Raw genomic sequence first — 23,758 nt, forward strand, 5'->3', positions numbered from 1 at the left:
GTAAACATGAATAGCAATTTCAATGTCCTGATCGTTGACGACGAACCCAACATCCGTTCGGGACTCGCTAAAGGTCTGTCCAAGCTAGCCAACCAAATCGACACAGCCGGAACGGTCAATGAAGGACTCGACAAGTTTGACGCAGGCGACTTTCAGCTCGTCATCGCCGACGTGCGAATGCCTGGTGATCGAGATGGTTTGGATCTAATTTCGCTGGTCAAGCAACGAAGTCCAGGGACAACCACCATCGTGATCACGGCTCACGGCAGTATGGAAACGGCTGTCGATGCGATGCGCCGTGGTGCGTTTGACTTCATCAGCAAGCCGGTCGACTTGAACCTGATAAGGGAACAGGTCAGCCGAGCTGCCGCCCACCACCGGCTTAAGAATGAAAACCACGAGCTGAAAGAAAAACTAGCTGCCGCAGGCGAGATCAGCGGAATCATTGGCAACAGCCAAGCGATCCAAGAGTTACTGGTGCAGATTCGCCAAGTCGCCTCGACTGATGCCACCGTCATGATCCAGGGCGAAAGCGGTACGGGCAAGGAACTGATTGCTCGAGCGATTCATGACCAAAGCAACCGGGCGTCCAATCCGTTCATCGCAGTGAACCTTGGTGCGTTGCCTGAATCGCTATTGGAAAGCGAGCTATTTGGTCACGAACAGGGTTCGTTTACCGGTGCTTCGCGTCAGAAACCCGGCTGTTTTGAACAAGCAATCGGCGGCACTCTCTTTCTCGACGAGATCACCGAAATTCCTGCCAAGAGCCAAGTCGATCTGCTTCGCGTGTTGGAATCCCAGCGATACTTGCGGGTGGGCGGTGAAGCTGAATTGCAATCGGATGCAAGAATCGTGTCAGCGACAAACCGCGACGTGTCGCAGATGCTCGCCGAAGGAACGTTTCGCGAAGACCTTTACTATCGCTTGAACATCGTACCGATTCACGTTCCGCCGCTCAGGTCGCGTCGTGGCGACGTGCCCCTGTTGGTGGAATACTTTCTAGAACACTTTCAAAAACGTCACGGCCGACCGCCCAAGGCATTTGACTCTGACGCGATGCAGTTACTAATCAACGCCCGATGGCCCGGAAATGTTCGCCAACTAAGAAACGTAATTGAACGTGTCGTCGTGACGTCAACGAGCGACAAGATCGGAATCCGTGACCTACCGGACGATCTACCCCAAGGCGAAGTATCGTTAAATCACCCCGTTCGAACGCTTGCCGAAATCACCGAAGCAGCGGAAAAATCAGGTATCGAATCTGCGTTAGCGGCAAACGACTACCATCGCGAGCTAACGGCTAAATCGCTTTGCATCAGTGTCCGTACCTTGCACTACAAAATGAACAAATACGACCTTCACTAAGAACCGGTGAACGCAATGACTGTCTCGACCGTTCCTGCCAACGATCGCAACCATCCATCGATCGCACCTGACCTTTCGTTCGCAAGTGTCTTTCACGCCGATACCGTCATGGTTCTCGGCGAACGGGAAACCAAGCTATCCGTCGTCGCGAAGTTGGTCCAACGGCTATCGAATACCGGCCGGCTGGGCGTAAACCAAACCAACGAGATCATTCACCGTATTACGTTTCGCGAAAGCCTAGCGTCGACCGCATTTGGCCGCGGACTCGCGTTTCCCCATCTTCGGACTCCGCATGTCAAAAACTTCATTGGCTCGATCGCCATCCTGCCGTCAGGCGTCCCCTTCGATTCCAACGATGGCGCAGAAACCAAACTCGTCTTCTTGACACTGTCGCCTTACGCCAGCCGCGAGCACCATACCCAATTGCTCAGCCGTCTGGTCAGTCTGCTTAGCAATAAAGCCGCAGCAGTTCAGTTGATCAAGAACGAAAACGCAACCGCATTCCACCGCACACTTTGCCGCTTTGACGCTCGCTAAAATCGTGTCGCAATCCAAAACAAACGGCATCCGTTGGGGCAGCTGGTTTGGTCTTCCGATTATTACCTCGGACAAATCAGAACCGCACAAAGCCAACGCGTAGCAGTTCAAAGCAGAAAGAAACGGCCAAAGAATCGCGTCAGGATTTACGGCACCCATCCCACGCCGGTCGTCAATCAAGCCGCCGTTGCGATGAAGGTAACCACACTGGACATCGGATCCAGGAACTGTATTTGCAACGCATTGCCAAGTCCGTGCCAGCAGACGGAGTAACGGCAATTTGCCAACACGCAAGCAAAACGATTGACGTTGCGATCGAAAAACGGGCGAGGTTGAGCCCCGGTGCATCTTATCGTTGCATCCTATCCGTGCAACCTATCGGTGCGAATGCATTGAACACATGCAAACTCGTTATCGCGCAGGCGGCTTTGCCAAGCATTTACAGCAATTAGCTCGCATTCGGCTTTATGGGAACAGGTCTCAAGCTCTGCCCGTTTGAACCAAAACTTGCCCTGCACCCAAAAGTGTACCTTGACGTACACATTAGGAAGTGTACGTTCTGGTGCAGATCGCATCCCGTCGACAAACTTCGTCGAATCTGGGATTCCGATGCCCCAATGCCAAAAGTCTGGCAACTTCGGCTACTAATAACCAGGAAACAACCGACATGCTGAGCGACAAAACGATCCGGATCGTCAAAGAGATCACTCCCTTAGTCGCAGCCAACGCGGAAACAATCACGCGTCGGTTCTATGAACTGATGTTCGAAGGAAACCCCGAAGTAAAAAAGTTTTTCAATCAGGCACACCAGCATTCCGGCGGCCAACAGAAAGCACTGGCTGGTGCGATCTGTGCCTACTTCACTCACATCGACAATCCCACCGTGTTGATGCCCGCGATCGAATTGATTGGTCAGAAGCATTGTTCGCTGGGCATCAAAGCGGAACACTATCCGATCGTTGGCAAACACTTGCTGGCTGCTATCAAGGACGTGATGGGCGACGGCGCCACAGACGAGATCATCGAAGCGGTCGCCGAAGCCTACGGATTCTTAGCGGACATCTTCATCGGCCGCGAAGATGCGATCTATGACGAACAACAAACTGCGCCGGGCGGATGGAACGGGACTCGAACGTTCGTGGTTTCTAGAAAGGTTTCCGAAAGCGACGTCGTCACCTCGTTTTATCTCAAGCCCGAAGACGAATCACCGTTGCCACCGTTCAAGCCGGGCCAATACATCACCGTTCATATCAAACACCCGACCACACCAACGTCGCCTCGCAACTACAGCCTGTCTGATAAACCGAACGCCGAGCATCTTCGCATCAGTGTCAAGCGAGAAGAACCGCTGGCACCGGGCGCACCGCACGGTTTGATTTCCGGACATCTGCACGACGCCATCGAAGAAGGGCACCACGTCGAAATCGGTCCGCCTTGTGGCGAGTTTACGATCGAGCCTGACAACTCCGATGGCCGACCCGTGGTGCTGCTGGCAGGCGGTATTGGCGTCACACCACTCTTATCGATGGCCAAATCAATGGTGCATGCCAACCCCGGGTCACCGATCTATTTCCTTCAAGCGGCGAGAAACAGCCGAGTGCATGCATTCGCCGACGAGATCAAGAACTTGGCGTCACAGAGTTCGAGCATGCACACGAAAGTCCTGTACGACGTGCCTCTTGATGGCGATGTCGAAAGCGGTAAGTGCGATGCAGTTGGATTTGTCACTACGGATCTGTTGCGCCGGTGGACACCATTCGCCGATGCAGACTTTTACTTCTGTGGCCCCAAGCCTTTCATGCAAAACATTCACGCCTGTTTGCAAAAGCTGGGCGTTGACGAAACTCGAGTTCGTTACGAATTCTTTGGTCCCAAGGAAGAGTTAGTAAACGCGTAGCATGCAACGGACCGCCTCAACCGATTTCCATTGGCGACGTCGAACTCTGCATCATGCCAAATGCCAATGGAAACGCAGCACACGCAACTCTCAATCAATTAAGCTATCGGATCGTGTCGCGGTGACGCGAAGATTGATCAACAAGAATGCGGCAACGACGTGTGCAGAGGCAAATCATGACCCCAAGACTGTTTCACCTGCTGGCGACTGTGTTGGGCGTATTCGGCATAATGATGGCAAGCACGTCGAGCGGCGAGCAGCCAAACGTGATCGTCGTGATGACCGACGATCAGGGCTACGGCGACTTAAGTTGCCACGGCAATCCGATTCTAGAAACGCCGAATATTGACAAGCTCTACGCCGAGTCAGTGCGGATGACGGACTTTCACGTCAGTCCGTTTTGCACGCCGACGCGAGCGGCATTGATGACAGGGCGATATCCGGGCCGCACTGGTGCGTATCGAACTAGCAGTGGACGAACCCTGATGCATACCGACGAACGGACCATCGCGAACATATTTTCCGATGCTGGATACGTTACGGGAATGGTTGGCAAATGGCATCTTGGCGACAACGCGCCGCATCGACCGCAGGACCGTGGCTTTCAAGATGTCGTCTGGCATCGCTGTGGCGGTGTTGGGCAGGCGTCTGACCATTGGGGCAACGATTATTTCGATGATACGTACGAGCGAAACGGTCAGTTCGAAAAGTTCGAAGGCTACTGCACCGACGTCTGGTTTCGCGAATCGCTCCGCTTCATCGAACAGAACCGTACCAAGCCGTTCTTTCTGTATCTCGCCACCAATGCTCCGCACGGACCCTACCGAGTGGATCCCAAGTGGGCCGCTCCCTACCAAGACAAGGCGAAATGGGGAAACGGTGCGAACTTCTATGGCATGATCGCAAACTTCGATCACAACCTGGGCGAACTGCGCCGGAAACTTGACGAGCTTGACTTAGCCGACAACACAATCCTGATTTACATGACCGACAACGGCACAGCGGCCGGTGGAAAGTTCCAAACGCTGGACTCGGAAGCCATTGAGGGTTTTAACGCCGGCATGCGTGGCAAAAAGTCATCGGTGTACGACGGCGGCCATCGAGTCCCGTTCTTTATCCATTGGCCAGCCGCAAAGTTGAGGGGCGGCCGTGACGTTAAGTCTTTGGCAGCGCACATTGACGTTATGCCGACTCTGGCCGAATTGTGCGACGTCGATATACCAGCGAATCACCACTCGGATGGCATTTCGTTTGCCAAACAACTAACCGACACGAATGCGCCGGCGGATCGCGATCACGTGATCGTTCAGTTTCAAGGCGGAGCCTACTTTCACCATGCTCCTCAGCCCTGGGCCGACACTTGCATCATTCAAAAGAACTGGCGTCTGATCAATAGAGACGAACTCTATGACATCAGCACCGATCCGGCTCAGCAGAACAACGTCGCGACGAATCACCCAGCCGTAGTGAAACAAATGCGAGACCTCTATCAGCCGTTTTGGGATTCCGTTTCACCTCGCATGTCGCCGGTTCGCATCGACATCGGTAATCCCACCGACAATCCTACCGTGCTTTGTTCACAAGACTGGTACATGCAAAGTGGAAACCCGCCCTGGAACTTTGGTTCGATTTCGAAGCTGCCAAAAACAACCGGTCCTTGGATGGTCAACGTCAAGACCGCCGGACGTTACCGTCTGACTCTACGGCAGCTACCCAAAGAAGCAAACGCGGTACTCAAAGCCGTTCGCGCCAAGGTTGTGATCGCCGGTCATGAAACATCAGTCGAGGTCGAAAGCGGCAGCAAAGCCGCCGTCATCGAGCTGGACTTACCAGCCGGGCCAACCGAATTGCTGACGTATCTGTATGACGAGAACGACAAATTTGGCGGAGCCTATTTTACGGAGGTTGAACGGCTTACATCCGAAATCGCCACGGTAGGGAAGCCGTATGACGGAAGCTGGAAGTCACTGCAAAAGATGCCGGTACCGGCGTGGTTTGATGACGGCAAGATCGGCGTATTCATCCACTGGGGACCGTACAGTGTCATCGGCTACCGCCAGGGAGGACGTGGCTATGCCGAGCACGTTCCCAAGCAACTCTATTCAGCGCAAGATCATTACTACCCCTACATGCAAAATCGCTGGGGCGCGACGCCGCCAGAGTTTGGCTACAAGGACATCATTCCCGAATTCAAAGCCGAAAACTGGGATCCCGATGCGTGGGCAAAGCTGTTTGCGGATGTCGGTTTTAGATACTGCGTGATGACGGCCGAGCATCACGATGGCTGGGCAAACTGGGACTCGGATCTGACGCCCTGGAACGCGGTGGACAAGGGACCGAAACGGGACTTGGTCGGCGATCTGGGAAAAGCACTGACGAAGCAGGGACTGAAATTCGCACCCTCCTATCACCGGGAACGCCATGCTTCCTTTTTCGGCAAAAAGCTCTACATGGTGAACGTGGAACCTCAGGATGATATTGCCGAAGAAATCCGGCGTGTTCCCGAAGCGGCCTCGTTGTATGGACCGTTCGGAATCGACAAAGAGTTTGTCGACGATTACGTCGCACGTTGGAAAGAAATTCAGACGAAGTACAAGCCTGACTTTTTGTGGATCGACGATATTCCCATCTGGACACGTGACGGAAACCAAGTGCTTGCTGGCCAGGCGAAACCTGAGGTGCAATATTTCTATGATCAGTGTCGACTGATGATCACCGATTTCATGAACGATGGCGCAGCACGAGGTGCCGAGGTTTACGTCAACAACAAAGGCGGTAATCGGAACTGGCCCGCAGGAGTCGGATGTCTAGAAAAAGACAATCTCAAACTCCATGTGATTGGACCAAAATGGGAAAGTTGCACGACCTTTGGAACGTCATTCGGTTACCTGGAAGGTGACAAATACAAAACGATCGAAAGCGTTATCCATGAGATGGTCGAAGTGATCAGTCGCAACGGAAACTTTCTCGTCAACATCGGGCCAAAGGCGGACGGCACAATTCCAGAGCCTCAAATGGAACGTCTGATGGCGATGAAGAGTTGGCTGACGGTCAACGGTCCAGCCATCTATGGTTCCCGCTATTGGAAGGATAGTGAGCAACAAGATGAGCATCTGGCTTTTACAACCAACGGGAAAAAGCTGTACGCAATCAAACTTAAAGAACCCAAGGCACCGTTTGTCATCACAGGCACAGCAGGCTGGGACTCTGAAAAAATTGAGTCCGTTCGCCTGCTCGGATCAGACGCCAGCGTGGTTTCGCAGATGACGTCCGCTGGTCTACGAATCACACCGCCCGCGGATTTGGGACACAGTGATCATGCGTGGACGTTCGAAATCATGACCGATGAAGACCAGCATCATCCGAATGTCATCGTTCACGATGCGGACAGCGCACTCGAGGGAACTAAAGCCGTCGATCTGGAAGGACGTGACGCCACGAGCGCGCAAACGCATCCGCCACTGAAACCATATGTGATCCCGGGTGCTAGTGTCATCATCGAAAATGCACCAAGCCCCGCGGAGTTCCGAAAGCTACCGGTTCCGGGCGCATCCAACCGCACGGTCACCGCCAGTCCACAAACCAGTAATGATCCGCTCGACTCACTGACCGACGGAAAGGTTGCCGCAGGAATCGGACCGGTCTTCAAAAACGGTATTCATCACGGAATCTACAAAATGGATTTGGGTGCCGCAAAACCAGTCTCGGCCATTTCAGCTTGGTCGTACAACCGAGCCCGAGTGCGGGGCGCGCAAAAGCTAACTCTCTACGGCAGTGACTCAGTCAAAGATCCCGGCTGGGATCTGAGTCAACTCACACCGCTAGGCACGGTCGACACCGGCAAATCAACGACCGACTATACCGCAACTTCACTGCGCGCTGCGGAAGACGAATCGCTGGGAAAATTTCGCTGGATCGTGTGGGCCGTTTCGCCGGTCACCTCAACGGGCGGCGGAGAAAACACGGCCTTCCAAGAGCTGAATGTCGCAGTGCAAGATCCAACAACAAACGAATAACTGGTCCAAGAAGAATCAGATTCGTGCTGGATCTTCCGCGACCATATTCGACGACATGCGAGCCGCACCAGACCATGACTTTGTCCTTTTAACCATCGAATGCATGACAGGGAAATGAAACACATCGTTAAAACCATTTCGTTCGCAGGATTTGTCGTCGGCCTACTCTCCAGCACGTTGTACTCCGCTGAGAAGCCCAACGTCGTCATCATCTTTGCCGATGACCTCGGCTACGGTGACCTCGGTTGCTATGGAGCGACCAAGCTGAAGACACCGAACATTGATCAGCTTGCCGCAGATGGCAGGCGTTTTACCGACGCACACTCAGCGTCGGCGGTGTGCACGCCGTCGCGTTACGCTTTGTTGACAGGCGAATATCCGCACCGAACGAAGTTAACCAAACCCGTTTTCTTAAAGAGCGGTTTGGTTGTCGATCCGGAGAAACAGACCTTGGCCGATGTGATGAAAGATGCGGGCTATGCCACCGCCTGCATTGGCAAATGGCATTTGGGTTTTGGCGAGGAGACCCCAGATTGGAACGGCGACCTGATTCCTGGTCCGCTAGAGCTTGGCTTTGATTACTACTATGGCGTGCCTACGGTGAACAGTCACCCGCCATTTGTTTATGTCGAAAACCATAACGTCGTGGGACTCCTGCCCGATGATCCGTTTGTCTATCGCCAGAAGGCAAAGACCCAAACGATCCATGAAAAGATGCACATCGGCGATATCGGCGGTGCCGATGCCGCCCATGCACTTTACGACGACTATCAGGTCGGCACGCATCTGACGAAAAAAGCTGTCGATTGGATTAAACAGCAAGATGAAGACCCTTTCTTTCTGTATTTAGCGACTACCAACATCCATCACCCCTTCACGCCGGCGGCCCAATTCCAAGGAACCAGTCAGTGTGGACTCTATGGCGACTTCGTACATGAACTCGACTGGATCGTCGGCGAGATCAACAAGACGCTCGAAGCGCGAGGCGTCGCCAACAATACGCTGATCATTTTCACCAGCGACAACGGCGGCATGTTCAATGTGACCGGACAAAACGCTTGGGATTCGGGACACCATCTAAACGGTGAACTGCTCGGCTTCAAGTTCGGCGCATGGGAGGGTGGACACCGCGTCCCGTTTATCGCGAAGTGGCCAGGCAAGATCAAGGCGGGATCGGTGTCCTCGCAGTTGATTTGCAATGTCGACATGGTCGCAACGATGTCGACACTAACCGGTGTCGAGGTTCGCAGCGATCAAGCGATCGACAGCGTGAATGTGCTGCCCGCCCTCACCGGAGATGTGTCAGACGCCATTCGTGACCACGCTGTTCTGGCCGCGAGTAAACCCGGCTTCCTCGCGATCCGCAAAGGCAAATGGATGTTTATCAGCGGCCAAGGGAGCGGTGGTTTTGGTGGAAACAAGCGAGGTAGCCACAACTTTGGCGGCCCTGCTGCAGTGACCTATGCGGGATACACCAACAGCGATATTGCCAACGGAAAAGTCAAGCCAGGTTCGCCGCCCGCACAGCTTTACGATTTAGAGAACGACCTGAAACAAACTCGAAATTTGTATAACGACCACCCCGAAGTCGTACAGGAAATGCAGGCGCTACTGAAGACCTATCAGGATGGCCCCAAACCTGCGCAGAAGAAATAGACAGCGCTAAGCATTCGTTCAGGATTTCATCAATGATTGAATCGAAAGAGGTCGAGCCATGATGAAATGTAGTTTTGTTTCGGCAAAGTATTTACGTGTCGGACTCACGAGACTTGTCACGCTTTGTGTGCTGGGTCTAACGATGTCGCCTGGCTTGGCGGATGACCCGATCGAAGTTCGTGTGCTTAGCTACAACATTCATCATGGCGAAGGCGTTGATCGCAAAATTGATCTTGCTCGCATCGCTCGTGTTGTCGCGTCGGTGAATGCAGACATCGTTGCGTTGCAGGAAGTCGACCAGAATGTCAAACGCTCTGGTGGGGTGGACCAACCGGCTGAATTGGCCAAGTTAACAGCGATGAGCGTTGTTTTTGGCGGAAACATCTCGCTGCAAGACGGTCACTATGGCAACGCGATCCTGTCACGCTGGCCAATCGCCGAACACGTCAATCGACTTCTACCAAATCTCAATAGTGGCGAACAACGCGGCGTGATCCAAGCTTACGTCCAGACGCCAATCACCAAGACACCGCTGATGATTTTGGCGACGCATTTCGATCATCGCTCTGACGGTTCGGAGCGTTTTGCATCAGCGCAGGCAATCAACGAACTGGTAATGAAACATCCCCAAAGCCCAGCGATTCTGGCGGGCGATTTGAATGACGGTCCGGATAGCAAAACATTGCTGGAACTAAAGCGGCACTGGACCGCCAGCAGTGAAAAACCGATGCCAACCATTCCTGTTGCAAAGCCAACCAAGCAGATTGACTTTGTACTTTTTCATCCCAAAGAGCGTTGGAGCGTTCATGAGACAACAGTACTCGACGAGGCGGTCGCTTCGGACCATCGTGCCATTCTAACAGTGTTGAGATTCCAGGAAGAACAGAAGCAATAGAGTTTTCGATTGTGTTCTGCGTGTAAATATTTTCCGGTCTGATCGTTCCGTGTGCCAATGCCGACGACTTAGTTAACGTCACTTGCAGCGAATCCTTCACTAACCATTTGCAGAGTGTCTGTGTTGATGAAGACACAATTTTCGGGAGCTTCACAACGACCTTAGTGAAAACGGATCGCAGCGGCAAGCAGCTTGCAAGCGTGTCTGTCGCGAACCAGCGGCGAAGAAGTAGTGAAAGTGCACTTTCATCTTTCGTTGTCAGTCACTCGGGATCGCGGGCCGATCATTGTCATCAGCTTCGCAATCTTCTAAGGCTCGAAAGTCTCAGTTGCTACGGACCGATCAGTGAGCTATCAACTGCTCTGATCGCGGCTACCCAAACATTTAACTCAGCACCTTGCTTCTTGGAATTACTCTAGAAGCAATTCCAACCGACGCACGTAAGTGAAAACTGTTCGCCCCGGAGGACCATGCCACCGATTATAAAGCGGGATCGGCGAAACCGTATTTGGTTTAGTGGACTGACTGGTTACGGATCGTCGTTTGCTGGTGTTTGAAGCAATCGACCGGTCTGCGAAACTCCTGGCACGGGTAAACGAGAAATCAGTCTTCATCAACGGCCAGAATCCGTGAGATCGTGTCTGATGTCAGCCTCCCTGGTTTCCGAAGGACGACGCACAACACTTGGCACGCTTGGTTGTGATTGACAATGCGACTATCGCGAGAGACCTTGGTATTCGTTGGATGGCCAGAATCCCAATTTGAAAAATTCAGTATTCGGTTTCTGCATACGCCTACCGTTGCGCAGATGAAACTCAGCACAAGCAGTCAACCACGCATGAATCGATACGAGTTCTTAAAAATTTCGACAGGGATCATTGGCGGGCTGACCATTCCCGGTGTCTGGGGAGCTACCACTTGCGCCGCGGAAACACCACCGGCCGAACGTGTTGGATTGGACGACTTCTATCTAATGAGGGGCCTCAATGCACTGGCGAGATCTCATCAGATGAGCGCGATGGCTGGGCATCTTGGGGCGTCCTTGGTTGCCGGTTACTTCCTTGGGAAGCAGCGTCCGAATCTCGAATCGGAAGTTTACGACGGAATCCAAGGCGATCTCGATCGGGTGATGGCGGGGGAATCGGTGTTCGGGTCGAAGATGGCGAAGAATTCGAAGATCGCTGATTCCGAGCTATTTGAAGCCTTTCCGAAGGAGAAACCGAACGAAAGCTTGATCGACGGCATCGCCGAAGCGCTCGAGAAAAACATCAAGACGCCACGAGAGTCGGGGCACAACGTGATTTTCGCCTCCATCGCTATTCATGCGCTCAAAGAACGCCCGGATTTGGCGACCCCATCGATCGTCGACGGCATCCGCAAGCTGATTGGCCTTTTCGACAACGCCCACCCAGGAAGTGGTTACTACGGAAAGACGAAGGGCCGAATCAAAGGAAATAAGATCACTCTTCCGGAGCTGGATGATGAGTTGCCCCCGTACACGGATGTGAAGGGAATGGTCGAGGTCGTGCTCGAGGAGATCATCAACCAGGACCCGAAAGTCCATGTGCAGGGTTACGGAGGTCTGGTGCACGTCAACAACCACGCCGCCGCAATCACCGACCTCGCGCAATATGGCTACCCCGAACTTGTGCCAGCGGCGATCGCGTCACACCACCAGCACCTGCGACTGTGGCGAAATCTGCCAAACGTCGCCGATGAATTTGGACCGTCGCCCTATGCAGAATTCAATCCGTACACTTCCGCCTACTGGACTTCCGGCAAGGTCTCCTATGACCACGCGCTGCTGACACACCGAGTGAAAACCATGTTCGGTTTTGACGAGCTAGCCGAAGCCATCGACGACGATCGGAAGGAAAATCGGGCTTACGACAAGCTGCGTTACATGATGTAGTTCGCGAACCCAGGGAATCGCTAGTACCTGACAAGACGTCGATCATAAGTGCATGAAGTTGAATAAACCGACATCTCGACAGGAATCAGTTTGGACGCAGAGCTGACTGGAACCGAAGCAACTTTGGCGAGCGCGCACTAAAGATCGACACCGATATAGAAAAATGAATCGGTGTTTCCATCGTGCTTGGTACAGATAGTTTTTTATTTGCGCGCCCATCCGCATTGCGGATCTCTAGCGTCACGCCAAGATGTCGTGGATGACGTTTCCATGGACGTCGGCGAAGCGGAAGTCTCGGCCGGATTATCGGTAGTTTAGCTTTTCGTGCTCAAGGCCGAGTGCGTGCATCATCGTGGCGTCGAGCTCGTGGACGCTGGTTGGATTCTCTTCGACCTTCTAGCCAAATTCGTCGGTTGATCCCTAGGCAGTGCCTCCGTTGATGCCGCCGCCGGCCAACCAGACGCTGAATCCATAGTGGCTGTGGTCGCGTCCTAACTACGATGCGTCTGCGCCGGTCAGTTCCACCGTCGGCGTGCGTCCGAATTCGCCACCCCACACGACCAACGTCCACTTTGAATTGTCGACTTGGCTAAGAATCGCAACATTCCGGTTTCCCAAACGCACGCAGCGAATCGCGAGCTGGGAACTGACGCCTGCATCGAGTCGAACGAAACGAACAGAGTTCCTTCAAAGTCTGTCATTCCCCGGCGTTACCGATGGCTACTTCTTTTTCTTTTTGCCGCCGGACAACGTTGACTTCGCTGGCTTTGTTGGTTGCCTGTCCTTTTGGGGAAGCTGATCACGATGCAGCTTAAGAATTTGCAGATGATCAGGTGAGTCGACGACGTTGGTCCATTCGTAGGGATCGATTCGGTGGTCGTAAAGTTCTTCGCTTCCATCGGCATATCGGATGTACCGCCAATCCTTTGATCGCACAGCGTGATTCTTGTAACCATGAGTCGTTATTGCGACGGACGGTCGAGCAACTTGAGGGTCCCGCAACATCATTGCGATGCTCTTTCCTTCGACATGATCAGGGATGGGTATCCCGGTCAACTCACAAAGCGTCGGGTAGATCGTCATGAAGTCCACTGTCTCATCGCATCGTGTTGCTGGTTGTGTCACTCCCGGTGCAATCCAAATCAGCGGTGCTCGGGTTTCTTCTTCCCAAAGCGCAAACTTGCGCCAATGTTGTTTTTCGCCAAAGCTCCAACCATGATCGCCCCACAGCACGATGATTGTGTTTTCGGCAATCGGGCTTTTGTCCAGCCCATCGATTAAGCGTCCAATGTTCATATCCAAATAAGCAACAGTTGCTAAGTAAGACTGAATCGCATCTTTCCAACGGCCCGATTTCAAGAACCGAGCGTGGTCGCCATTTGCGCCCGCCATTTTGATGCCGGCTGGTGAAAGATCATCGAGGTCGTCTTCTCGGTGGGGCGGCAATTCGATTTCGTCAATCGGAAACATGTCGTAGTATTTCCGCGGAACCGCAAAGGGTAAGTGCGGTTTGTGCAATCCACAGGCTAGGAAGAGCGGCTTATCGTGCGGCTGATTCATTTGTTCGACGCACCAATCAACGATGTGGTAATCCGAAATGTCTTCGTCCACTAAATCGTGCACTAACGGCTCATGAAAACCTTCGTCTTTCCCCACGCCTTTCCCAGTGGCTGAAACTCCGCCGCGAGGCATGTATTCAGACCATTCTGATTCGTAGTACGAATCGCTGTGATAAATCTTCCCGGAACCGGCAACGTGATACCCAGCGTTCATGAACTGTTTGCTGAGTCCGAGACCTTCGTCAATGTGTTGCTTCCAAGGATTTGCATTGAGGTAGCAAGCTGTGTTCCATGGACGCAGTCCTGACATCAACGCGGCGCGGGCCGGATTGCAAGCCGGAACGGCACAGTGAGCTTGGTGGAATGCGACCCCACGAGCGGCCAAGCGATCAAGGTTCGGCGTCTTGGCTTGGGAATTGCGGCCCATGTAGCCGACCCAATGATTCAAATCGTCGACTGCAATAAACAGGACGTTGGGCCGATTCGTGTCCGGTCCGTCCTCGGCACGAACTTCGTGACTGCAAATCGCAAGGGCGATGAACGCGATCGTACTGGCTCGAACAAACGTTTTCTTCAACATGGCGGACACCGAAGGTGGGGTAGTAAGGGGCATAGTCCAGCGACAGGATTCTACATTCTAACAACGACCGTTTCATCGTTGGTTGGGGCCGCAGAGAATCATCGGCTACGATTAGATGCCGTCCGCTCAAATTTCGGCTAGCAAAAGTCGTTAGCGGTTTGTCGGTTAAGTGAGTCCTGACGCGCAAGAGAACGTCCGGCATGGGATATTCAGTTTATACCGTTCTTTAAGAATGCGAATTCACTCTCGCTCGAGAGAGTCGATCCTAGGCTTGGAGTGCGCGGTCAGGGACTCGAAAAGGGACAGGCAATGGTTGGAGGAAAGCAAGGCCGTTCCCTACCGGCCAAAACTCTGCGTAGCCGATTGGTGAAACCGGCCCTATGTGCTGTTCGCAACGTATAGTACTGTCCTGACGTCATCTGTCTTTGACGTTGCCAAATTGAAATCGACAAAGCAATGAATCAGCCAAACGAAATCGTCCCCGGAATCAAGATCGACTCGACCGGCCACGCGATGGTCGACTCTTCCATGCAAGATATCCTGTTCGATCTCGCGTTGGCTTTGGAAGCACCGACCAATTTGCCGGTTGACATGCAGCACGTCGTCGCTGCTTTGATGCTTGCCAGTCGTGACGGACATGTCAATGCCGAGACTGCCATCCGAGCCGACGACGCAACTTTGATTGAAACGTTGGTGCCCTACGTGAAGTCCGTTTTCCAAGTGTTCGGTGGAGAACTTGGTGCAAGCTAAAATCGGACAAACAACGATTGCAGTCAGCGATGGGAACGCTAGTATCCGTCCGCAGTCTAACGTAAAACTTGGTACCGCCGCAGACACTCAGTGACAAACAACCACCAGGAATGCTGGTAGGAAGTAGACGCGAACCGCACTGAGTGACATAACGCTATTCGATGCAAACAGGCACTGATCAAAAATTTTGGCTCGGTGGTTTTATGAGCGTCAACTAGCAACGCCTAATGTTGCCACATTCCGCCGATGTCGTAAACGAAAGAAGAGACACTGATCATGGACCGTCGTACATTCATAGCCGCATCAGCTTCAACCTTGACAGTACCAGCGATTGGCTTCGGGCATGGGACAGACAAACTACGCGTTGGGGTGATTGGGCATACGGGCCGAGGCGATTACGGTCATGGCTTAGATACGGTCTGGCTGCGCATACCGGAAACGGAAATCGTTTGCGTTGCCGACGCAAATAGCGCGGGACTCGCAGGGGCCGCGAAGAAACTGCAAGTTGACAATAGCTTTACTAACTATCGCAAGATGTTGACCGAAGTGACGCCGAGTATCGTCGCCGTTTGTCCTCGCCAGCCAGATCAACATCGCGACATGATTCTTGCGGCAATTGATAGCGGAGCAAGAGGAATCTACGTCGAAAAGCCCTTTTGTCGAACACCGGCGGAAGCAGACGAAATCATCGCGGCTTGCGACAAACGCGACGCCAAGCTCGCGGTAGCCCATCGCAATCGGTACCATCCCACACTACAAGCTATCGACAAACTGATCGCAGATGGCGGGATCGGCAAGGTACTTGAGATCCGAGGACGAGGCAAAGGTGATCGGCGAGGCGGTGCAGAAGATCTTTGGGTGCTTGGTTCGCATGTACTGAACTTAATGAACTACTTTGGTGGTACGCCGAAGTCTTGCTCTGCCGTGTTGCTTCAAGACGGACGACGAGTCACCAAGGCAGATGTGCATGAAGGCAACGAAGCGCTAGGGTTGCTTGCTGGTAACGAAGTTCACGCTCGTTACGAAATGGAACGCGGTTTCATAGCGTACTTCGATTCCGTCGCGAGTGATGGCACTCGAAGCGCCGGATTCGGGCTGCAGATTATCGGCAGCGAAGGCATTGTCGATATTAACTGTGACAAGTTCCCGTTGGCATACCTTGTCCGTGGTAATCCGTTTGAGCCAACGGCCGAGCCACGACCATGGATTCCAATAACGTCGGCTGGTGCAGACAAGCCTGAACCAATCGAAGACATTGGCGATCTCATCAGCCATCATGTGAGTCCCGCCCGCGACCTCATTGCCGCCATACGCGATGATCGTCAACCGTTGTGCAACGTCCGCGAAGGTGCAACGACAGTCGAGATGATTTGTGCCGCGTTCGCATCGCATCGCGAATCGAGCAAGGCAGTCGCGATACCGCTGGAACATCGAGGAAACGAACTCGCGAGGCTATAATTCGTTTGGTGAGAGGATTTAGGTCGGGATCGAACATGTGATGTGCGGCGAATCGTTGATTGAACCAACATCTAAATGAAAGTTTGATTGGCTGCAGAATCAGGTCTCTACCGCGAAATCACCGCTTTGTTCGAGCCGAACGGTCACTGCGTTCTACTGCAATCGCCGAATCGTTTTTATTGCACCTTCGTCGCTCTCGCGGCCATCCGCACGCACCGCAGTGACTTTGATTGTCATCTGGTCTACCTGTTTTGGGTCGGTGGACTTGTGCATGAAATCGGTGCCTGCGATGTCTGAAGCGATCAGCTCATTATCCGGCGCGTTACCAACCGCGCGGTCAAGTTTGTACGACGTTGCATTCTTGCTGCCGGCCCAGGAAATGTGGATCTGATCGGTTCCACCTTCCTCGTTGAGCTTCAATTTCGTGGGCGCGAGCACTGGAATGCAGGCCGGGATGTCGGTGAACACGTAGGCCTGGCCCTTTGTGGTCTCGACGCAGACTTGGTCACTGCCCTTGCTGGCAAAATCTACCTCCTGACCTTCGGCGGTTTTGACGACGGCCTGGGCAACGATGGGGTACCTTAAGTCCAAATTTCCACCCGATTTCGACAAGACCTCCGTCGGCTGGCGTGACCGCCGGACCACTGCGCGGAGACCTCGAAGTTGCCTCGCGCCAAAAGGCCTCGGCTGCTGCCTTTGGGCCGTGCTGCAGGCATCGCGGACAATGACGCCATGACGCGATCGCGGCTCTGCATCGGCATATCGACCACGCTGGCGGAGGCGCAGCAGTAAGCGTCAGCCTGGAATAGCGGTTCGCCACGGTTGTCGTTTATCACGTTGTGAAGGCAATTTTCGCCCATCAACAATTGATGGAACGAGTAAGCTTCCTCGCCGTCGTGAACCCTGGCCCACATCGCGATCCGTTCGGCACTCGCCCAACCAATGTCGGTTTGGTCGGTGCGTTTAGTTAGGCTGACCTTGGCGGCACCGAGTCAAGCCGGCGCCATGTTGCTGATCAATTGCGCCGGGTATTCCAGCGCCGCGTTGAACAACAATATCTCTTTTTGCTTGGATGGTTCAGCGTGGCTATCACAAGAGAATCGAAAAACATTCCGTTCGCTTCGCACGGGTCATAAACCGTTTTCAACATTCGCAACCTATCTTTCTGCGTTCACCGCCATACTTCAACAACGCACGCCCAAAAAAAATCATGTGCCCGTCAAATGTGTTGTACAAACTGCCCCGTTTGATTCCTGTCGCTTCCGTGATTCCAGAGATCGTTTTGGCGGCGTATCTCTATGCCCAGAAGACCTCCATCGCCCGCTCGACTACATCCGCTTCGTCAAACGACCTTTCCCAGGGCATGCCCGCCTATCAAGTGAACTATCTTGATTCGTCAGCCAAACCAACTTTGTTTTGACGGATCGTTTTAAACAACTGAAGACCCGATTTCCCGTTCGAAGGAATGTGAATGCAAGAGGAGACAGTGACCAAATCGACCGGAACGCTATCGTTTTGGCGATTGAGTGCATCGCAGAAAAACTTTGCGGACTGGTCATTTGCTAGTCTAGCTATTTGCTACTCTTGATTCTGGAGTTAGCACATTACGATTACAGCTACTGGTCTCGACATAGCAAATCAACGACACCGACGCCGTTCCGGTCGAAACGCGATGGACAGAGCCCCCGTGCAGATTTCATCAACTAACGCGAGAAGGCTCCAAAAGTGAAAGTGACTGCGTGCCTCGCCTGAACATCGGTTCCTGACCTTAGTTTGTCAAAAACGACTCCCCACCCCGCAAAGACCAAGTCAAATGCATCCATTAACCGCTTTTGCCTGTCGTGGTGCTGACGGTTCGACAGCACGCTATGATTCAGAACAAGTGAAGAGAACTAAAATGTCTAAAAAGCCGATGTGTGAAATGATGCCTGTAAGAATACCGAGTCGCACCGAGGTCGCCCGCAGTCTTGCGATCGCAATTCTGACCGTCTGTTTTAGCGTGACCTCAAAAGCAGACAATTGGCCTCAGTTTCGCGGCCCCCATGCAAATGCAATTTCGACGCGGCCATTGCCGAAAACTTGGTCAGACCATGATGGCGAGACAGAGAACATTCGATGGAAGATCCCTGTCGCTGGCGAAGGATGGTCGCAACCGGTGGTTTGGGATGAAAGGGTTTTCCTGACTGCCGCGGTCCCAATGACGGAAACAAGCAGTGGTCCGGAACCTTACTCGAGTGGCGGTGGGCGTGCTGTAAAGGAGTTGATGAAGACAGAGTTTCTCTATCAAGTCGTTTGCATGGATGCCAATTCAGGTGACGAACTTTGGCGGACGACGTGCAAGGAGGAACAACCGCCAATCCCGCGTCACAGCACGAACACCTACGCGACCGAAACGCCGATCACCGACGGCGAACGGGTCTACGCCTACTTCGGAATGAACGGGATCTATGCATTGGATTTGCAAGGAAACGTTCAATGGCAAAAGGACCTTGGCGTCTTCGAGATGAGAGCGGATTGGGGGACTGCTAGTTCACCGACGCTGTTTGAAGGAAAATTGTTTGTCCAAGTTGACAACCAAATCGAGTCATTCTTGATTGCTTTGGACGCGGAAACGGGCGATGAAGTTTGGCGCGTCTCACGCAATGAAAAATCGCAATACAGTAGCCCGATGATTTGGCGGAACTCGTTGCGAAACGAACTGATCGTCGGCGGAATGGTCTACCGGTCGCATGATCCCGCAACGGGCAAGCTTCTTTGGGAACTTGATATGGCGAAGGGGCGCAGTTCCGCGACACCGGTCGCGGACGGCGACCGGCTTTTCGTTGGCAACGAGCTTAGGAACCGCGGGGGCGATGACGATGGCGGGGGACGACTATTTTGTGTTAAACCAGGCGGCAGCGGCGACATCACTCCACCAGACGATTCTCAAGAGACTGAATTCGTTGCGTGGTGGATCGAAAAAGCAGACATGCAGATGGCATCACCGACGATTTGCAACGGTAAAATTTACTTGTTTGAACGCAGCACCGGCAACATGCACTGCGTCAATATGGATACAGGCGAGACGGTCTATCGCCAACGCGTACGTGGTGCAAAAGCTTTTTGGGCGTCGCCGTGGACAGATGGGCGACAAGTTTTCTCACTTGATGCAAGTGGAACGACTCACGTCTTGTCGTCATCGGAAAAGTACGAGTTGCTTGCCGCCAATGAACTCGATCAGCAAGCTTGGAGCACCCCAGCACTGGCTGACGGCCGCATCTATTTGCGGACGATCGATCATCTTTACTGCATCGAAAATCAGTCGCCCGTCGATCAATCTGCGAAGTAAACTTTTGATTGATCCTTTCACGCGAAGAGATGAAATTCGCGATGAAACACGGTCGGTGTGCAACGAACTTCTTCAACCAAAGTATATTTGGTTGAGTCTTTCTTTAATCTGACTCCCCTCTATCACAACCACGTTTGTAGAAAGAGCTGAGGGGAAGAGACAATCAGGTTTGTTTGTTTCGGAAGTCGGTTTGGATTTGGATGATTCTTTGAGAACAACTCGACGCGCTAACCCGAGAGAGACACCGATGAACCCAGTCATGCTTCTGCTGATTGCCTTGACGCCAATGATAGCAACTGCCGCGGATTTCCAGCCGGATGAAACCCTCATCTACAAAAAAGTTGCGAACCAAACCAAGGAAGGTACCGTTGAGCTGAAGTTGCACATGTACACGCCTGAGGGAATTAAGGCGTCTGACAAACGACCAGCGATTGTTTTCTTCTTTGGCGGTGGTTGGAGCGGTGGAGATCCAAAACAGTTCTACCAGCAAGCGGATTTCTTTGCAGAGAGAGGAATGGTTGCGTTTTCGGCTGATTATCGAGTCAGCGGACGAAACAAAACGACGCCGTTTGAATGTGTGATGGACGGGAAGTCGGCAATCCGCTGGGTGCGAGAGCATGCTGCCGAGCTCGGTGTCGATCCCGACCGAATTGTGGCGTCCGGCGGCTCGGCGGGCGGCCATGTAGCGGCTTGCACAGGAATAGTTAAGGGCTGCGAAGAGGCCGGAGAAAACTTAGCGGTTAGCTCGTCACCCAACGCGATGATTCTGTTCAACCCGGTCTTGGATACCACAGAGAAGGGTTATGGCGCGAACCGTTTCAATTCGCAGCAGCAGACCGACTTGTCCCCGTGTCATCTCACGCGTCCCGGCTTGGTCCCCACGTTGCTGTTGCACGGCACCGCGGACACAACGGTGCCATTTGAAAATGCCGAGCGGTTCAACAAACTGATGACCGAGGCCGGCAACGAATGCACGTTGGTGCCCTTCGAAGGTGCGAAGCACGGTTTTTTCAACTCCGTCTTCTTCCGCGCCAACACCAAAGATCTCGCGTTTTACAGCAAGGGGATTGACGCGAGCGTGGCATTCCTAACCAAACTCGGCTATCTGCCAATCAAAACTTCAACGGTCGCTTGCGTTGGCGATAGCATCACTGCGGGCCCTTATCCTTCGTTGCTTCAAGCCGCCTTGGGCGACGAATGGTTGATCGTCAATTGCGGCAAGGGAGCCGCGACAGTGATCGACGGTACCCTTCGGCCTTACCATACGCTGCCCGAATATCAAAAAGCCCTGAACGCAAATCCCGATGTTGTCATCATCATGCTTGGCACCAATGACGCGAACCCGAAGTGGTGGGATGATCAAGATCGCAAAACGTCATTCGACGGATCGCCTGGGGCAGAGTTTCGAATGCGGTACGTATCCTTGATCGAATCGTTTGAACAGCTTCCTAAATCGCCTCGAATTCTTCTTGCGACACCTATGCCGATCTTCCCTGGAAAGGAATCTCGGGATCAGATGCAAGAGGAACGGGTGGGCCGCCGAGCGCACCTGATCAATGATGTGATTCCGCAGATTCGACAGATCGCTGCTGAACGCAATTTGCTGCTGGTCGACCTTCATCAGCGGATGAGTGCTCAAAAAGAAAACTGTGTTGATGGTGTACATTACAACCAAGCTGGATATCAAGCGATCGCCGATTCCATGAAGGTGGCGATACTGTATGCAAATCTTCCGGTTAATGAGTTGGAGTCCCAGCCAAACCCATGACGAACGCAAATAGATCGCAGCACACTAATGCGTTACTGATGTAGCTTAGCAACCCGGTCGGCAACGGCGATTGGGACTATTTCGTCCGGAAAGTTAGCGTGTTGAACGACCACACCTTGCCTTCGTCATTTGTGATTAGAACGCGGCAATAATACGTGGTCTTGGGTTTTAAGTTGGTCAGTGCCACCGAGTTGTTGCCGTTGTTAATCGGATGGATAGACACGCTTTGTTGCCAAGACCTTTCATCGCCTTGTGTTGACTTGCTTACCGCGGAATTGCGTTCAGTCCCATGCAGCTTGCGTTTTGCAAAGGTCAAGCAGTCCGTTTCGCTATAGTAGATTTCGGCGCGAGCGTTGACGCCCGCTCGTTGCACACCGATGTTAATCAGTGCCGTCGATTGCAAAACTTCGACGGCCTTCGACTCGCCCAAATCAGCAGGCAATTGGACGAGTTGCTGAGTGGCTACAGCGGACAAAAATTCGGGTAGCGGTGATTCGCGATCGAGTTTGCGAGGAGTTTCAAATTCATAGTAGCGCATGCCTCCGGTGGCCATCGCAAACTCGCCATCACTAGTCGTCTGCCAAAACTTATTGGCCGGACCTTTCGATTTGCACTCAAATGTATCCATCGCATGCCACTGCTTGTCGTCCCCGAAATGCCAGCCTCGCCGGCGTACTTCACGCACCAAGTCACCAGAACGCTGAATGTGTGGCGGACCGGGAACTTCACAAAACGAACCAGGAGCCAGATGCTGTTTGGGTTTTCCACCGTGCCATTTGCGACCAACCGCATACAGTTTCCACCGATGGTTTGGACGATCCCAGAAATGCCCATGATAAGTGTCGTAGACACCATCAGTCACGACTCGCAGTGCCTGGACTACGACTTCGGGGCGATCGACCATCGGCGTCCATCCTCGCAACTTCACACCAGATCCTTCGTGCCCGAACCCGCTGAACTCAGCCTCGGGTGACCCGGCAGCCAACAGATGCGGCATCTGATGAAGTGGCGGTACGCTACCGCGTGAACGAGCTGCCCACATCGAAAAGTTTAAGTTACCGTTGCTGCGACGATTAGCGTCGAATGAAGTCCCGAAGTACCCGAACGGTGTCGTGATTGGCGAGTAGCTGCTGAAGTCACACAGGCTGCGTGTGGCCATCACCCAGACGCGACTTTGCTTGATAGTCGAGCAATAGTAGCCTCCATGAACGGCCGCAGGACGCCAGCGAGCACGCAGCAATTGCGCGTCGTTGATTGCTGGCCCGTGGACATCGATCGTATGCAATTCGCCCACACCCGACTTAGGATCCGCAATCTGGGTCGCCTTGAATTCGATCGTATGTTCACCCGGTTCAGCGACCTCGAAGACGAGATCCCAAGGCTGCGGCTGAGCAAGTTTAGATTCCACCGTTCTTACCGTTCGCGATTGCCCGGCAAAGGAAACTTTGATTTCCGACCCGGCCGACGCGTTGGCAACTTGCATGTTGACATCCAGCCGAACCTTCCCCGGTTGCGATATCCAAACATGCCAGCGAATTGTTCCATCGGTTCGTTTCCAGTGGCGCAGGAATGCAAAGTTTGGCTGAATCAAATCTTCATCACCGACTTTTGGAAGCGACGATTCGCCATCTGCGCGACAGACACCATGGTCAAAGAATCCATTGCTTGCAGTCAGAATCAACTTGCCTTGCTTAGCCGGTTGACCGTTCAAAAAGTACTCGCGGCCCGAATCATCGACACCAGCGGCGAAGAGCGTGGGAGCCGATTCAAGTTGCCCCATGCCTTGGGGAACGACGTCGGACGCAGTCGCCCCCGGCTCTTGAGCCGTGACCGTCGCACAGGTAAACGCCCACACAAGCGAGACCATCGCACTGCAAAAAAAACTGTATTGCGTTTGCAGCGACCGTTTGTCGTACGTGAAACGACTCATGTTGTTTTTTGTTGGGCGCATGATGGTGTGCGATAGTCGTAGAATGGGACAAAGACTCAAACATAGCGTTTCAAGCATAGCCTAACCGCCTCGTCCGTCGTGACAGC

The 23,758-nt window shown here is 53.2% G+C and carries 17 protein-coding genes and 1 pseudogene; 12 read left to right on the forward strand and 6 right to left on the reverse strand.

Annotation, left to right across the window (positions count from 1 at the left end; translation table 11 throughout):
- Positions 1–6: 6 nt before the first annotated feature.
- The 7 genes from Poly59_RS28370 (at position 7) to Poly59_RS28400 (ending at position 12,278) form a co-directional block, all read left to right on the forward strand.
- Positions 7–1,365, forward strand: coding sequence for a sigma-54-dependent transcriptional regulator (locus Poly59_RS28370; RefSeq protein WP_146537430.1), 1,359 nt, complete (start codon positions 7–9; stop codon positions 1,363–1,365).
- 15 nt (positions 1,366–1,380) lie between these two features.
- The gene (locus Poly59_RS28375) at positions 1,381–1,902 is read left to right on the forward strand and encodes a PTS sugar transporter subunit IIA (RefSeq protein WP_146537431.1); all 522 of its coding nucleotides are present in this window, start codon (positions 1,381–1,383) and stop codon (positions 1,900–1,902) included.
- 667 nt (positions 1,903–2,569) lie between these two features.
- A complete protein-coding gene (gene hmpA, locus Poly59_RS28380; protein WP_146537432.1) occupies positions 2,570–3,799 on the forward strand; it encodes an NO-inducible flavohemoprotein in 1,230 nt (409 codons plus the stop codon).
- 176 nt (positions 3,800–3,975) lie between these two features.
- The gene (locus Poly59_RS30340) at positions 3,976–7,815 is read left to right on the forward strand and encodes an alpha-L-fucosidase (RefSeq protein WP_246152001.1); all 3,840 of its coding nucleotides are present in this window, start codon (positions 3,976–3,978) and stop codon (positions 7,813–7,815) included.
- A gap of 114 nt (positions 7,816–7,929) precedes the next feature.
- Positions 7,930–9,471, forward strand: a complete 1,542-nt coding sequence (locus tag Poly59_RS28390) for a sulfatase family protein (protein ID WP_146537433.1) — start codon at positions 7,930–7,932, stop codon at positions 9,469–9,471.
- A gap of 58 nt (positions 9,472–9,529) precedes the next feature.
- A complete protein-coding gene (locus Poly59_RS28395) occupies positions 9,530–10,366 on the forward strand; it encodes an endonuclease/exonuclease/phosphatase family protein (protein ID WP_246152002.1) in 837 nt (278 codons plus the stop codon).
- An 838-nt stretch (positions 10,367–11,204) separates the two neighbouring features.
- A complete protein-coding gene (locus Poly59_RS28400) occupies positions 11,205–12,278 on the forward strand; it encodes a hypothetical protein (protein ID WP_222436187.1) in 1,074 nt (357 codons plus the stop codon).
- Between the two features lie 420 nt (positions 12,279–12,698).
- On the opposite strand, the pseudogene Poly59_RS30495 reads toward Poly59_RS28400, so the two are convergent.
- The 3 genes and pseudogenes from Poly59_RS30495 to Poly59_RS28410 all read right to left on the reverse strand — a co-directional run.
- A pseudogene (locus tag Poly59_RS30495) lies at positions 12,699–12,764 on the reverse strand (hypothetical protein); the annotation flags it as partial.
- A 9-nt stretch (positions 12,765–12,773) separates the two neighbouring features.
- Positions 12,774–12,902 (reverse strand): DUF1501 domain-containing protein, encoded by a 129-nt coding sequence (locus Poly59_RS30350; RefSeq protein ID WP_246152003.1) that lies wholly within the window; start codon positions 12,900–12,902, stop codon positions 12,774–12,776.
- 96 nt (positions 12,903–12,998) lie between these two features.
- The gene (locus tag Poly59_RS28410) at positions 12,999–14,417 is read right to left on the reverse strand and encodes a sulfatase (RefSeq protein WP_146537434.1); all 1,419 of its coding nucleotides are present in this window, start codon (positions 14,415–14,417) and stop codon (positions 12,999–13,001) included.
- 456 nt (positions 14,418–14,873) lie between these two features.
- Here Poly59_RS28410 and Poly59_RS28415 point away from each other — a divergent pair, with 456 nt between their 5' ends.
- Both Poly59_RS28415 and Poly59_RS28420 read left to right on the forward strand, forming a co-directional pair.
- Positions 14,874–15,167, forward strand: a complete 294-nt coding sequence (locus Poly59_RS28415; protein WP_146537435.1) for a hypothetical protein — start codon at positions 14,874–14,876, stop codon at positions 15,165–15,167.
- Positions 15,168–15,443: 276 nt separating this feature from the next.
- Positions 15,444–16,625, forward strand: coding sequence for a Gfo/Idh/MocA family protein (locus tag Poly59_RS28420; protein WP_146537436.1), 1,182 nt, complete (start codon positions 15,444–15,446; stop codon positions 16,623–16,625).
- Positions 16,626–16,778: 153 nt separating this feature from the next.
- Here Poly59_RS28420 and Poly59_RS28425 read toward each other — a convergent pair whose 3' ends face one another.
- Positions 16,779–17,216 (reverse strand): hypothetical protein, encoded by a 438-nt coding sequence (locus Poly59_RS28425; RefSeq protein WP_146537437.1) that lies wholly within the window; start codon positions 17,214–17,216, stop codon positions 16,779–16,781.
- On the reverse strand, positions 17,207–17,569 hold the full coding sequence (locus Poly59_RS30770; RefSeq protein WP_390621539.1) for a glycoside hydrolase family 95-like protein: 363 nt from the start codon (positions 17,567–17,569) through the stop codon (positions 17,207–17,209). The genes Poly59_RS28425 and Poly59_RS30770 overlap by 10 nt, the downstream gene beginning before the upstream one ends.
- A gap of 266 nt (positions 17,570–17,835) precedes the next feature.
- Here Poly59_RS30770 and Poly59_RS28430 point away from each other — a divergent pair, with 266 nt between their 5' ends.
- The 3 genes from Poly59_RS28430 (at position 17,836) to Poly59_RS29885 (ending at position 21,721) form a co-directional block, all read left to right on the forward strand.
- Positions 17,836–18,045 carry a hypothetical protein gene (locus tag Poly59_RS28430; protein ID WP_146537438.1) on the forward strand — a complete coding sequence of 70 codons (210 nt, stop codon included), beginning with the start codon at positions 17,836–17,838 and terminating at the stop codon, positions 18,043–18,045.
- A gap of 477 nt (positions 18,046–18,522) precedes the next feature.
- Entirely contained in the window at positions 18,523–19,953 is a 1,431-nt protein-coding gene (locus Poly59_RS28435; protein WP_222436188.1) for an outer membrane protein assembly factor BamB family protein, read from the forward strand.
- Positions 19,954–20,200: 247 nt separating this feature from the next.
- Positions 20,201–21,721, forward strand: coding sequence for a GDSL-type esterase/lipase family protein (locus Poly59_RS29885; protein WP_186776578.1), 1,521 nt, complete (start codon positions 20,201–20,203; stop codon positions 21,719–21,721).
- A 76-nt stretch (positions 21,722–21,797) separates the two neighbouring features.
- Here Poly59_RS29885 and Poly59_RS28445 read toward each other — a convergent pair whose 3' ends face one another.
- Entirely contained in the window at positions 21,798–23,651 is a 1,854-nt protein-coding gene (locus Poly59_RS28445) for a DUF3472 domain-containing protein (protein WP_146537439.1), read from the reverse strand.
- Between the last annotated feature and the right edge of the window lie 107 nt (positions 23,652–23,758).

The organism is Rubripirellula reticaptiva (assembly GCF_007860175.1).
GTDB classification, from domain to species: domain Bacteria; phylum Planctomycetota; class Planctomycetia; order Pirellulales; family Pirellulaceae; genus Rubripirellula; species Rubripirellula reticaptiva.

Coding starts and splice junctions, on each gene's coding strand:
- Poly59_RS28370 (WP_146537430.1), top strand. CDS start 7: ATGAATAGCAATTTCAATGTCCTGATCGTTGACGACGAACCCAACATC.
- Poly59_RS28375 (WP_146537431.1), top strand. CDS start 1,381: ATGACTGTCTCGACCGTTCCTGCCAACGATCGCAACCATCCATCGATC.
- hmpA (WP_146537432.1), top strand. CDS start 2,570: ATGCTGAGCGACAAAACGATCCGGATCGTCAAAGAGATCACTCCCTTA.
- Poly59_RS30340 (WP_246152001.1), top strand. CDS start 3,976: ATGACCCCAAGACTGTTTCACCTGCTGGCGACTGTGTTGGGCGTATTC.
- Poly59_RS28390 (WP_146537433.1), top strand. CDS start 7,930: ATGAAACACATCGTTAAAACCATTTCGTTCGCAGGATTTGTCGTCGGC.
- Poly59_RS28395 (WP_246152002.1), top strand. CDS start 9,530: ATGATGAAATGTAGTTTTGTTTCGGCAAAGTATTTACGTGTCGGACTC.
- Poly59_RS28400 (WP_222436187.1), top strand. CDS start 11,205: ATGAATCGATACGAGTTCTTAAAAATTTCGACAGGGATCATTGGCGGG.
- Poly59_RS28410 (WP_146537434.1), bottom strand. CDS start 14,417: ATGTTGAAGAAAACGTTTGTTCGAGCCAGTACGATCGCGTTCATCGCC.
- Poly59_RS28415 (WP_146537435.1), top strand. CDS start 14,874: ATGAATCAGCCAAACGAAATCGTCCCCGGAATCAAGATCGACTCGACC.
- Poly59_RS28420 (WP_146537436.1), top strand. CDS start 15,444: ATGGACCGTCGTACATTCATAGCCGCATCAGCTTCAACCTTGACAGTA.
- Poly59_RS28430 (WP_146537438.1), top strand. CDS start 17,836: ATGTGCCCGTCAAATGTGTTGTACAAACTGCCCCGTTTGATTCCTGTC.
- Poly59_RS28435 (WP_222436188.1), top strand. CDS start 18,523: ATGTCTAAAAAGCCGATGTGTGAAATGATGCCTGTAAGAATACCGAGT.
- Poly59_RS29885 (WP_186776578.1), top strand. CDS start 20,201: ATGAACCCAGTCATGCTTCTGCTGATTGCCTTGACGCCAATGATAGCA.
- Poly59_RS28445 (WP_146537439.1), bottom strand. CDS start 23,651: ATGAGTCGTTTCACGTACGACAAACGGTCGCTGCAAACGCAATACAGT.